The following is an 11,917-nucleotide window of genomic DNA, read 5'->3' on the forward strand; positions in this document are numbered from 1 at the left end:
GTAATTAAGGTGTCGGAGCACAGGCAAGTCCTATTGTCTTATTTGGGTTTGGGTGCGAGGGAAACTAGTGATTTGGTAACTTCAATAAACTGGTTTTTTTCTAGTTCGACTCTCTTTAGTTCGATAGTAGATTGACCTTTCTCAAGTATGTGGTTTCGTTCGGTTTCGGAAAGTTCTGAAATTACTTTGTGCGATGTATCGTCGCGGTCTAAGAAAAGTGCCGCGTTGAGAGATATGTATTTCAGTTCAAGGTTGGTTAGCTCGTTCTGATAGTATTTGGAGTCGACTAGATTGGATTTGTGAAGGCGTAAGAAAAAATACGCTAAAATCTCAATGGAAATTATTAGTGAGAATCTTGACGCGTAATGGATTGCGATTGCATAGTCGCTAGCTCCAGCTGCTGGTACGCTATCAAAAAATTTCGAGTAGGTTCCAAACGCGCCGGGAAAAACAAATCCAGCTAACCCTAAAATACCTAGGATAGCTAAACATACACCTGTCGTAAGGTAGACAACTCCGCGAAATCCCAGTTTACTGATTTCATACCTGATTCTATTTAAGTTGCTGTTTCTTGAATTGTTGATTATTGAATTGATCTGGTCTCGGCTATGATCTTTTTCAGCCATCTCTTGGAGGATTTCAAGTAACTTTGGATGAGCGTCCCTGATGGCCCTTTCAATCGCGGATGCGTTTGCGGTTTCAGTTTTTTTAGAGTTGATTTTTTGCAGGTTCTCGAATTTATTTTCTAGATCTGCAATTTTTTTATCTTGAGTTTTCCCTGTTTCTGCATGCTGTTTAATGAGGTTTGGATCTTGCTCGAAAAGTTTTCTATCTTTGAAGCCTGTTTGCAAATACCAAAAAAGTACGGAAATAAAGCTTGCTGCGAGAAGTATCGGATAAGTGTACCCAGCAGCTGTTATTTTGAAAGTCTCAACAGCGTGAAAAGGTATATCTACATATGCCTTCAGTATTAAACCCAAGGCTAGCGGTATGAACGTAAAGGAGTAGCGTACTCTTAGTATCTTATCTATCTGGATCTTCTTTTTTATTTCAGCTGAGCTATCGACAGTCATATTTAGCCATCCTTGATTTTTGAGGGCATTATGCCATCAAGAAGAATTTTATGCAGATCCCTTTAACCTTGGTTTCGCTATGAGCTTCTGATCGACCTTGATCACATCAAGCTCAAATCTGCATGGCACATCAGTGGCTTCGACCCAACGTTCTGCGATTATTTGATATCCTTGCCTTGCGTTACCGGTAATGGTGTGCCAGCATGAGTTTCTGTTACCGGTAACTTTGAGGGCCAGATGATAGACAAGACCGAAAGCCCCAACACGCTGCGTCAGCGCGCATTCAAAGAGCGGCAACGCGCAGCTGGCTACAGGAACACTACGATATGGATTCACACAGAGACAGAGGAGGAGGGTAAACAGGCTGCTCGAGACGGCAAGCCACTCAGGCCGATGGAGTCGAAAGACCCCTTAAGCTGGGCGGCAGGCTGGATCAGCGAGATGGGTAATCAGTAACCGGCGGAATATTTCGCCATTTGATCGGCTGAGAAATTAGCCGGTCAGGCCGATGGCTCAGATTTGGGCCATCTCAGAATAGGTGCCAAGCCGCTGCGCTAACAGCGGCCTGGCGATCACACGACGAAGCTTAGAGGCACACGTCATGCAACTTTACCAAAATATCAGTAACGCCCTGAAAGGCCAAGATAAGTCCGAATTTGAAGGGGAGGGCTCGGCACGCATTGAGGCGGAAGACTCTAGTGTTTTACACCTGCCACTCTTCACCGAGAAGCAACGAACCTTAGTGGTTGAGCTCATTTTCGCAGAGCGGCGTTACGCTACCCGGTGGTGGACGCACCTGAGCGAGATGCGGCGGCGTCAGGAGCTACCTGAGTGGGTTGCGGCGGGCATTGGCACTTATGATGAGCATGACCTTCTGCTTGAGAGTAGAAAGGCCGTCAATCAGGCTCTGTTCGGCTCGGATGACTTGGGCGGCGATCAGCAATACCGCGCGGTGGTGTTGGAGTAGGACTGATAGCAACGAAACCTTTGCAGCATCAAGGGCACTACCCCGAAACAGGGTGGTGCCCTTTTTTCATTTGTTGGCCGTTGGTGCCTTCTCGGCGAGATAGATAAGGTCTTTCCTCACTTCCTCGGCGCACGGTCTGCACATTCCGAGCATCGTCCAAGGTCGCCAGTCGAGAACAAGGAAAGTGAAGCCTCCGATGCGCTTACATTTCCCTGCATAACCATGAGTGCAGCGGGCCTGCTGGTAGGTCGTTGGTCCCATCTTAATAACCCCTGGTGGTGGTAATTTATAAAGGGTGGGATTTTTTCCGTTTACGTACTCCTCTGGAGGCCCCGGTTTCATTGAAAGGTACTGGGAAAAAATCCCAGTACTGCACAATTTCAGCAAAATAACCGGACGCAACCGGACAATGAGGGGGTGATGACTGGGAAAAATTCCCAGTACTAGGCGGAAAAATTCCCACCGAAAAACTCGAAATCAGATGAACTTGAAGCGCGGTGGCCCAGGGGAAATCTCGAGCTCCTTCCCTGGGCAGTCGTCAATCGCTGCCCACGTGACCGCATACAGCGCGCAACGGGCCATTCCCTGCTCTCTGCCGCCCTTACGGCTCTCCCTTGTGCGAACGATCAGTCCGGCTTCCATAAGCTCAGAGAGGGCTGAGGCAAGCGTCTTCGCATCCATAGGCTTACCCTTGGCCATCATTGAGGCAGTGCAGGACAGATCCCCGTTATTGCGGCCGTTGTAGTTCCTGGCCAACTTGATCAGCACCGTTACCGCCTTGGTCGACAGATTGTCGAAGGCGTCGCTGACCAAGAGCCGATAGGGAAGCGCCAAAACTCGGCCGCCGCCAAAATCGACTTTGTAGGATTTCTTTCTGGCCATTCAGCGGCTCACAGGCAGGTGCGAGCGCTTGCCCCACAACTGGGGAAAGCGCTGCATATCTGGTTTAGGACGCTTCGCGCATGAGGATGTACTTGGCCACACGATGTGGCGGGCGGCCTGGCTCGGTGGACTGATGCGTCCAATAGGTACGAATCTCGTTGCCTTTCTTTCTGAGGCGGCGGATCGTATTTGGAGGCTGGACTATATCCAGGTCCCTAGCGGCTTCGATGGTCGATACAGGGCCGTTTCTCAGCGCCTCAATCATCTTGCGGTCTTGCTCTGTCGAAGAATGGCGTGTCATAGTTTGGCCTTCACGTTGGTGCTATCCAGTGTGTTTTCGTTAAGGCGGTGCTCGAACACCGCCTTAACGCTCTCTCTATCATTCAGTTCTCTTGATTCACTCCTTTCCGGTCCTCTTTCCTGGGGCATCGCGCTAATCACCGGGCACCTTCCTTCGCTGCTCGTTCGATCCAAACCTTAAGTTCGGTCATCAGAATCAAGCGACGTCTACCAAGCTTGAAGGTTTTGATTTCTCCCTTTGCTATCAACTCATACACACCCGATCGCGAATATCCGACGATCCGAGCTGCGTCTTCGACGCTAACGGACAAGGCTGCTGGTTGTTCTGCTGCAAGCATTTTGGTTCTCCATCGGCCATTGGAATTAAGTGGCCGTGGACCAATCCTATTCCTTGAGAATACTGTACGTCAACTGGTGCTATATGATTTGTATGAACGTATGGACTCGCTCGGACGTACGGATTAGGATTGTCGCTCGATTTATGGCTCGGAGATTTTGAAATGGCCAAGAACAAACCTAACCAAGGATCGCGGAAGACCGAAACACTGACCCTCCGGTTAGATCCAAAGGTCAAATTCACGATCGATGTCATTTCTCGAGTAAAGCGGCAGTCAATTACTGGCGTGGTAGAAGCAGCAGTCGAAGCGTTAGTTTTCGATCTTGATGTTCCATTCCATGATGGTGGGAACACGGAGAATTGGTCGGTTGCTAATGCCGTAACAGAAGTGTGGTCGACTGATGAAAGTGAGCGCTTTGTAAATCTCTGCTATCACCTGCCTAATCTCCTCACATATGAGGAGCAGCGTATCTGGGAGACGATTAAGGCATCCCCTGTTTTCCTAGACAAAGGGCCCGCAAAAATTGGCACTCACTGGCAAGTCGAGGGGGTAGGTCGCCTTGATCGGGCGCAAATTCGAATATTCTGGAGCGACCTTCTCGAGCACGTGGAGGAAAACAAAGAAAGCCGCACCATCGTACCCTTTGAGCCGCCTCTCTAAATCAGCTCTACTGCGGCGGCCTTGGTGCCTGGCGCCAAGTGCGCGTAGCGCAGCGTCATTTTGATATCGGCGTGCCCCAGCAGATCCCGTACCGTGTTGAGCGGTACGCCGGCCATTACAAGGCGTGAAGCGAAGTCGTGACGCATATCGTGCCAGCGGAATCCGTCAATTTGCGCCCGTTCAAGTAACTTGAGCCAGGCGCTTTTGACGTCCTCAAAGCGACCGCCGCCCTGACCTGGGAACACATACGGCGACTTGCTCACCTGCTCCTTCCAGGCTTCCAGCACACCAATGGTCTCCTTGTTCATCGGGATGTGACGCGTATCGCTTGTTTTGGTGGTGGCCCCGGCGACTGTGATTGTCTTCGTGTCGAAGTTCACCGCTGACCATTTCAGGTCGAATAGCTCCCCGCGTCTCATGCCGGTATTCAACGATACCAACACCATTGGCTTCAGATGATCGGTGAAGGGTAGTTGCAGGAGGCTTGGCAGTGGTTCTCTGTGGCGGTCCGTCCGCCAGGTGTTCGCACTCTCGCGCTCGACTCTCATTTCATCCTGTCGAGCGTCCAGGGTGTCGCGTAGACGCTTGGTCTCGTCAGCAGCAAGGTAGCGAATCACCCCCTTTGAATCGACTTTGAGCTGTTTCAGCTTGGCCAGCGGGTGTGTATCGATGTACTCCCACTCAACGGCACGACTGAAAACACCACTGATTGAGCCCATTTTTCTATTCACCGTCGAGGCCTTGTTGCCGGCCTGCATCCATCCGGTGCGGATCTGCTCCAGATCTCGTCCGGTGATCGCGTCCAGGCGCTGGGCCATGATTGGGGCGAAGTTATTACTGAGGGTGTGCTGCGTCTTCTCGTGGCCTTTGTGATGAGCCTTGAACCACGGCATATAGGTGTCTTCAATGAAGTCGCGCAAGGAGGGCAGGGTGGCGCCCCTTCGGCCTTGAGTGACCGCCAGAGGTTCTCCATGTGCTCGGGCTTCTGCGAGGTACTGAGTGGCCTCTGTGCGCGCTAGATCAAGCGTGAGAATGCCGACACGGCCTAAAGTCTTCTTTCGGCCGCGGGCCCAGGTGACGACGTAAGACTTTGCACCTGCCGCAGTAACTCGCACGAATAGGCCGCCGACGGTGGTATCGTGAACTTCATATTCGTGGCCAGTGACCTGCAGTGATCCCAGCAGTTTGGCAGTTAGCTTCTCTTTCAATTTGTTCCCATGGGTGCATGGTGGGTGCAAAAAGAACTATACGGGGTCGTTTTTACGGACACAACCGGACGCTAGGGCCAATAAACGCTGGGCTTCCTCAGTGGTGGCTAGGCTATATATAACCCTCCTAAGGGGAAGGTTGGCCGTTCGAACCGGCCCTGGGACACCATCTTCAAAAGCCCTGCACAGGTTGTCCTGGCAGGGCTTTTTTGTGCGTGCCTGCAACACCGGTCGAACCTTGCCGCCTGTCAGGGTTCACAGCAGGTGCGCAGTGTGTTTCTCGTCGCTTTTGTACGTTGCATATGTACCTTGCATGCGGCCAGGCAGCGTCTGAACGATTAAGCAAAATATTCCCCGGAAAACGGCCCGCTGCGTCTGTCCGCTCCCGGCAACCCCGGACTATCATGCTGATAGCCCTGTCCCTCACTGCAAGGAGCCGCTCGGAACGCCGATGCGCCAGATCTGGAAATCTTTTCGAGCCCTTTATTTCGCCTCCTTGATGATGTTGATCGGGTCCGGCCTGCTCAGCACTTACCTTGCCTTGCGTCTGGCAGCCGACCACGTCGACAGCCTGTGGGTGGGTGCGCTGATGGCGGCCAACTACTTCGGCCTGGTGCTGGGCGGCAAGATCGGGCATCGCCTGATTGCCCGCGTCGGGCATATTCGCGCGTATGCCACCTGTGCCGGGATTGTCGGCGCGGCGGTGTTGGGCCACGGCCTCATCAACTGGCTGCCGGCCTGGATTGTGCTGCGGATGATCGTGGGCCTGGGGATGATGTGCCAGTACATGGTTATCGAAAGCTGGCTCAATGAGCAGGCGGACGCCAAGCAGCGCGGCGTGGTGTTCAGCGGCTACATGATCGCCTCCTATCTCGGGTTGGTATTGGGTCAGTTGATCCTGGTCATGCACCCGCAGCTTGGCCTCGAATTGCTCATGCTGGTGGCGCTGTGCTTTGCCTTGTGCCTGGTGCCGGTGGCCATGACCCGACGCATTCACCCGGCGCCGCTGCACCCTGCGCCTATGGAGCCGCGCTTCTTTATCAAGCGTGTGCCGCAGTCGCTGAGTACGGTGCTGGGCGCGGGGCTGATCGTTGGCTCGTTCTACGGCCTGGCGCCGTTGTATGCCTCGCAGCAAGGCTTGAGCACCGAGCAGGTCGGTCTGTTCATGGGTAGCTGCATCTTTGCCGGTCTGTTGGTGCAGTGGCCATTGGGTTGGTTGTCGGACCGCTATGATCGTGCCTTGCTGATTCGCTGTTTTGCCTTGTGCCTGGCGGTGGCGGCGTTGCCATTGGCCGTGATGACCCAAGTGCCGCTGGAAGTGCTGTTTGTGGCTGGCTTCCTGTGTTCGCTGGTGCAGTTCTGCCTGTATCCGTTGGCTGTGGCGTTCTCCAATGACCATGTGGAAGGTGATCGCCGCGTGTCGCTGACGGCCATGTTGCTGGTGACCTACGGCATCGGAGCGAGTGTCGGGCCGCTGTTGGCGGGTGTGGTGATGAAGCTGTTCGGCAGCCACATGCTGTACGCCTTTTTCAGCCTGTGTGCATTGGTCCTGGTGTGGCGGATCCGGCCGAAGGCGGTGACTAACCTGCATCAGGTGGACGATGCGCCGCTGCATCACGTGGCGATGCCCGACAGCATGTCCAGCTCGCCGCTGGTGGCCTGCCTTGACCCGCGGGTGGATGAAGCGGTGGTGCAGGAGCAAATGCAGAGCGTGGTGCCCGACCCGGAACCTGAAATCGAAACTGACCCGCAACAACCCGCGGATGAACCGGCTTTTGAAGGGCCGCCGGAGCCTCTGGGGCCGGACGAGCATCCCCACGACTTGAGCAGGGCACGCCCCTGAAAGCAAAAACGGGCAGATCCCATCAGGATCTGCCCGTTTTTATTGATACGGCCTTTAAGGCTTAAAGGTCGTCGTCTTTGTCAAAGCGCCGCGCTTCACGCTGCAACTGATACACAAAACGTTCAACCTGGCGCTGAACCAAGCCGCTCATGTTATGGAAGCGCACGCCGGCGAAGGTGGTGTTGATCTTGTCTTCGACGTGCAGGTAACGCAGCTCCACCGAGGTGGTCATGCTGCCAAAGGGCAGGGCGGCGATAAAGCGGTCATAGACCTGGCCCAGCTGCAGGCGATCGGAAATGTCGCCTTCAAAACGCAGCTTGCAGCCGGTGGCGGAGATGTCCAGCAGTTTGCCGCTGATCGGTGCCTTGAGCTTTTCGCCACCCAGCTCGATGCTTACCAGTTGGGCCAGTTTCAACGCTGCCCGAAAGGCATTGCGACGTTGATGGTAGACCACCTCGTCGGGCATGCTGCCGGTGTAGATGCGGTGGCCGCCTTTTTCACTGATGGTCAGTGTGCCGTTGCTTTCCCAGGCGACACGCACACCGTCATGGAAACCTTCAATGCGGAACGGTTCGCCGTTCTCAAGGTAGCGTTCACCGTCGCGGGGGATCATTTCGTCCAGGGCGAGCGTTTTGCTGTCCCGATCTATATCCACCAGATAGCTTTGGAACCGCTGGCTGCGTTCATGGAAAGTGATGATCAGCGGGTCATGGCTTTCTTGCAGCATTCGCAACGTGCTGGCGATTTCCAGAGGCGTGGTGAGCACCTTGGGTGGCTGCGGAGCATCTTCCGCATTAAGGGCGTTGAACACGGTTCTTCCATCTCCAGGCAAAATACGACTACACGCAAGAACCGGCATTTTGCCAGCATGTAGCGCGCCTTGGATAGGGCGCGCTGTAAACCGGTGTCAGGCTTGGCTGCGGGTGCTTGGCTTGACCAGGCGCGAGGTCGACCCTTGGGCGTTGTACAGCGCCGGAGGCTCTCCGCCGTGGAGTATGCGCAACTGGTTGGCGGTCGTAGCCTGCTGCAGCTGGATCGACTGGCCGTTGAGCAGGTTGGCTTCCTGGCACTGGGCCAGCAATTGATTGAGTGCGGTGCTCTGCGCCAGCAACTGATCGCCTACCGAGGAGTGGCTGGCCAGTTGTGCCAGGCCATCATGATCAGCCGGCAGGCCCAGGCTGATGAGAATTTCGCTGCGCTTCTTGCCATGCTGCTCCAGCAGCACGATCAGCGACTGTTTGCGCGCCAGGATTTCCTCCAGCAAGCGCATGTCCCGGCCATAGAGGGCCAGGGATTCTTCTTTGAGCAGCTCGAGCAGAAGTTGCGTCGGCGCCAGATCATCAATGATCAGTTCAAGCAAATGTTCGTCGTGGTGCATGGCTGGCCTTGGGTTTTAAGCGTCCACAAGCCCTGCGCAGGCCTTTGCCTAGCGCTCGGCTTCGAAGTTAAGCAGCTTGCTGGCTACACGGTTGCTGTCGACCTTATAGCTGCCATCAGCGATTGCCTGTTTCAATTCGGCCACGCGGGCTTTATTGACAACCGGTTGATCGCGCAGCGAGTCAGTGACCTTCTGCAACTGTTGAGCCTCATTGCTCAGGTGTACCGATTCCCCGCTCTGGCTGGCGCTGGCCTGTTCTGCCTTGGCGGCAGGTGCTGGCTGGGACTTGGCTTCTACGCCGTCCTTTGCCCCGCTGGTGCGCGTATTGCCCGGCAAAGCCTGGGTGTTATTTAAACGACTGAAATCAATGACCATGTTAAAAAAACCTCTGGGTATTTGGACGCTTGCCATGTTTTCGGCCATACCCGGACAAACTTTAGGCCCGATTGACAATAAACCTGTACAGGTCGACATCCCACGCACAGTGTAGGAAAACCTGGCGTTTCACACCAGTGATCTCACAGCGGTGATCTTCTATAGCGCCACCTCAACCTGGCCCGGCGCGGTCACCTGCGCCTTGATCACACGGTTGGAATTGAGGTTCTTGACCCGGATCTGCTCGCTCATCCCGCCGTTGGACAGCGCCTCCCCCGGCATTTTTACCATCAGCCCGCCGCTACTGGCGGAAATCACCACCTGGTCGCCCTTGCGAATCACCTCAGCCTGTTCCAGATGCACCAGCGTAATGACCTGGTCGGTGACCATTGGTCGGGTAAGTTTCTGCCCGATGGCTTGGTCCACAGCGGTGAGGTAACCCTGGTTGATCAGGCTGATGTCGCGTTCACGCAGGGCCACGTCTTCAAAACCAATGATTCCGGTACGTTTGAGCGGGCGCGTGACGACCACTACGTCGCGGAACAGTTTGACTTGTGCCGGCACAAACACGGTCCAGGGTGAGGCGCCCTCGCAGCGCACTTTTACCGTCACGCGGCCGATGGGCTGGGCCGGGCTTTCGAGGCTGGCCGTCAATTCCTTGTCGCACATAGGCATGCGCAGGCGCGGGTCCAGTTGGTTGACCTGGATTTCGTAACGCCCCGGCGTTTGGGTGGTCGCCAGATAATCTTCTACAGTGAACTCAAGAAAGCCTTGGGTGACGCCGATAAGGAGATCAGGCAAGGTGACATTATCTGCGCGAGCCGTGGTGCCCGAGCCCAAGGCAAGCAAAGCCATCGTTGCGCAGAGCAATCTGCGATACCGTGGGATGCGTCGGAAAACTGTCGTTTTAAGGTTCATAGACCAATAAATAGCAAAGCCCGTGCCGTTTAGTGTTGGGTGAGCGTCGTTGCCCTTGTAGGTATAGCCAAAGGTTTTAGCGTAGGAGTCAAGGCATGGCAGGAGTAATGGACTCAGTAAACCAGCGCACACAGCTGGTAGGGCAGAATCGCCTGGAACTGTTGCTTTTCCGCCTGGACGGCAAGCAGCTGTACGGCATCAATGTGTTTAAAGTGCGGGAAGTGCTGCAGTGCCCCAAGCTGACCATATTGCCTAAATCCAGCCCGGTGGTCTGCGGCGTAGCGAATATCCGAGGCGCGACCATCCCGATTCTCGACCTGGCCATGGCCACCGGTTCCTCGGGGTTGCAGGACCGCGAAAGCCCCTTTGTGATCATCACCGAATACAACACCAAGACCCAGGGTTTCCTGGTGCGCTCGGTGGAGCGCATCGTCAATATGAACTGGGAGGAGATCCATCCGCCGCCCAAGGGCACCGGGCGCGATCACTACCTCACGGCAGTGACGCGGGTCGACAACCAGTTGGTCGAAATCATCGACGTGGAAAAGATCCTCGCCGAAGTCGCACCCACCTCGGAAACCATTTCGGTTGGCGTGGTAGACGCCGAAACCGCACACAAGGCGGTGTCGCTGCGTGTGCTGACGGTGGATGACTCCTCGGTGGCGCGCAAGCAAGTCAGCCGCTGCCTGCAAACGGTCGGCGTGGAAGTGGTGGCCTTGAACGATGGTCGCCAAGCCCTGGATTACCTGCGCAAGCTGGTGGACGAAGGCAAGAAGCCGGAAGAAGAGTTCCTGATGATGATCTCCGACATTGAAATGCCGGAAATGGACGGCTATACCCTCACGGCCGAGATACGTAACGATCCACGCATGCAAAAATTGCATATCATCCTGCATACTTCATTGTCGGGCGTATTCAATCAGGCGATGGTCAAGAAGGTCGGTGCTGATGACTTCCTGGCCAAATTCCGCCCTGATGACCTGGCATCCCGGGTAGTCGACCGGATCAAGGCAGCAGATCACGGCTAGGGGGATTTCCTCCTGGCGGTCACACGATTTAAGAGGCGGTATCATTGTCTACGGGTAATTTGGATTTCGAACAGTTCCGGGTCTTCCTGGAAAAAGCCTGTGGCATATTGCTCGGTGAAAACAAGCAGTACCTGGTATCCAGCCGTCTCAATAAACTGATGGAGCAGCAGGGCATCAAGTCGCTGGGCGAGTTGGTGCAGCGCATCCAGGGCCAGCCGCGCAGTGGGCTTAAGGAAATGGTGGTTGATGCCATGACCACCAACGAAACCTTGTGGTTTCGTGATACTTACCCCTTTGAAGTGCTCAAGAACAAAGTGCTGCCGGAGGCCATCAAGGCCAGTCCCGGCCAGCGCTTGCGTATTTGGTCGGCCGCCTGTTCGTCGGGGCAGGAGCCGTACTCGATCTCGATGTCCATCGATGAGTTCGAGCGCACGAACATGGGCCAATTGAAGGCCGGCGCGCAAATTGTCGCCACCGATTTGTCCGGCACCATGCTCACCAACTGCAAGACCGGCGAGTACGACAGCCTGGCCCTGGGCCGCGGTTTGTCCCAGGAACGCTTGCAACGTTTCTTCGACCCCAAAGGGGCAGGACGCTGGGCGGTCAAGGCGCCGATCAAGAGCCGGGTGGAATTTCGCTCGTTCAACCTGCTCGACAGCTATGCCAGCCTGGGCAAGTTCGACATGGTGTTCTGCCGCAATGTGTTGATCTACTTCTCGGCAGAGGTGAAGAAAGACATCCTGTTGCGTATTCACGGTACGCTCAAGCGTGGTGGTTATTTGTTCCTGGGTGCATCCGAAGCACTCAACGGCCTGCCGGATCATTACCAGATGGTGCAGTGCAGCCCCGGGATCATTTATCAGGCCAAATAAAGGTGGCTTGAGCATAAAAAAAACGGGAAGCCCCGCAAAGGCTTCCCGTTTTTTATGCGCGCCAAGCGCCAGTTT

The 11,917-nt window shown here is 55.0% G+C and carries 14 protein-coding genes; 5 read left to right on the forward strand and 9 right to left on the reverse strand.

Annotation, left to right across the window (positions count from 1 at the left end):
* Positions 1–38: 38 nt before the first annotated feature.
* On the reverse strand, positions 39–1,073 hold the full coding sequence (locus tag AB4P96_RS09035; RefSeq protein WP_395600694.1) for a hypothetical protein: 1,035 nt from the start codon (positions 1,071–1,073) through the stop codon (positions 39–41).
* 601 nt (positions 1,074–1,674) lie between these two features.
* Here AB4P96_RS09035 and AB4P96_RS09040 point away from each other — a divergent pair.
* Positions 1,675–2,040, forward strand: a complete 366-nt coding sequence (locus tag AB4P96_RS09040) for a hypothetical protein (protein WP_395600695.1) — start codon at positions 1,675–1,677, stop codon at positions 2,038–2,040.
* Positions 2,041–2,517: 477 nt separating this feature from the next.
* Here AB4P96_RS09040 and AB4P96_RS09045 read toward each other — a convergent pair whose 3' ends face one another.
* From AB4P96_RS09045 to AB4P96_RS09055, 3 genes are all read right to left on the reverse strand, one after another.
* Positions 2,518–2,922 carry a hypothetical protein gene (locus AB4P96_RS09045; RefSeq protein WP_071490530.1) on the reverse strand — a complete coding sequence of 135 codons (405 nt, stop codon included), beginning with the start codon at positions 2,920–2,922 and terminating at the stop codon, positions 2,518–2,520.
* A 64-nt stretch (positions 2,923–2,986) separates the two neighbouring features.
* Complete coding sequence (locus AB4P96_RS09050) at positions 2,987–3,223, reverse strand: helix-turn-helix domain-containing protein (RefSeq protein ID WP_172312926.1); 237 nt, start codon at positions 3,221–3,223, stop codon at positions 2,987–2,989.
* 136 nt (positions 3,224–3,359) lie between these two features.
* Positions 3,360–3,560, reverse strand: coding sequence for a helix-turn-helix domain-containing protein (locus AB4P96_RS09055; RefSeq protein ID WP_161776283.1), 201 nt, complete (start codon positions 3,558–3,560; stop codon positions 3,360–3,362).
* Between the two features lie 162 nt (positions 3,561–3,722).
* Between AB4P96_RS09055 and AB4P96_RS09060 the strand changes: the two genes are divergently transcribed.
* Positions 3,723–4,220, forward strand: coding sequence for a hypothetical protein (locus tag AB4P96_RS09060; RefSeq protein ID WP_071490527.1), 498 nt, complete (start codon positions 3,723–3,725; stop codon positions 4,218–4,220).
* Here AB4P96_RS09060 and AB4P96_RS09065 read toward each other — a convergent pair.
* Positions 4,217–5,428, reverse strand: a complete 1,212-nt coding sequence (locus AB4P96_RS09065; RefSeq protein WP_395600696.1) for a tyrosine-type recombinase/integrase — start codon at positions 5,426–5,428, stop codon at positions 4,217–4,219. The two genes, AB4P96_RS09060 and AB4P96_RS09065, sit on opposite strands and share 4 nt — an antisense overlap.
* Before the next feature lie 451 nt (positions 5,429–5,879).
* On the opposite strand from AB4P96_RS09065, the gene AB4P96_RS09070 reads away from it, so the two are divergent.
* Positions 5,880–7,271: an MFS transporter gene (locus tag AB4P96_RS09070; protein ID WP_017138393.1), complete on the forward strand. Its 1,392-nt coding sequence runs from the start codon at positions 5,880–5,882 to the stop codon at positions 7,269–7,271.
* A gap of 61 nt (positions 7,272–7,332) precedes the next feature.
* Here AB4P96_RS09070 and AB4P96_RS09075 read toward each other — a convergent pair whose 3' ends face one another.
* From AB4P96_RS09075 to flgA, 4 genes are all read right to left on the reverse strand, one after another.
* A complete protein-coding gene (locus AB4P96_RS09075) occupies positions 7,333–8,082 on the reverse strand; it encodes a flagellar brake protein (RefSeq protein WP_017138392.1) in 750 nt (249 codons plus the stop codon).
* Positions 8,083–8,178: 96 nt separating this feature from the next.
* Positions 8,179–8,649 (reverse strand): flagella synthesis protein FlgN, encoded by a 471-nt coding sequence (locus tag AB4P96_RS09080; RefSeq protein ID WP_017138391.1) that lies wholly within the window; start codon positions 8,647–8,649, stop codon positions 8,179–8,181.
* A gap of 48 nt (positions 8,650–8,697) precedes the next feature.
* On the reverse strand, positions 8,698–9,024 hold the full coding sequence (gene flgM / locus AB4P96_RS09085; protein WP_017138390.1) for a flagellar biosynthesis anti-sigma factor FlgM: 327 nt from the start codon (positions 9,022–9,024) through the stop codon (positions 8,698–8,700).
* Positions 9,025–9,183: 159 nt separating this feature from the next.
* Complete coding sequence (gene flgA / locus AB4P96_RS09090; protein ID WP_026013793.1) at positions 9,184–9,942, reverse strand: flagellar basal body P-ring formation chaperone FlgA; 759 nt, start codon at positions 9,940–9,942, stop codon at positions 9,184–9,186.
* Between the two features lie 95 nt (positions 9,943–10,037).
* On the opposite strand from flgA, the gene AB4P96_RS09095 reads away from it, so the two are divergent.
* Together AB4P96_RS09095 and cheR are read left to right on the forward strand one after the other, a co-directional pair.
* Positions 10,038–10,970 (forward strand): chemotaxis protein CheV, encoded by a 933-nt coding sequence (locus AB4P96_RS09095; protein WP_017138388.1) that lies wholly within the window; start codon positions 10,038–10,040, stop codon positions 10,968–10,970.
* Positions 10,971–11,014: 44 nt separating this feature from the next.
* Entirely contained in the window at positions 11,015–11,842 is an 828-nt protein-coding gene (cheR, locus tag AB4P96_RS09100) for a protein-glutamate O-methyltransferase CheR (RefSeq protein WP_017138387.1), read from the forward strand.
* The last annotated feature ends 75 nt before the right edge of the window (positions 11,843–11,917 follow it).

The organism is Pseudomonas sp. B19125 (assembly GCF_044218855.1).
Lineage (GTDB): Bacteria > Pseudomonadota > Gammaproteobacteria > Pseudomonadales > Pseudomonadaceae > Aquipseudomonas > Aquipseudomonas edaphica.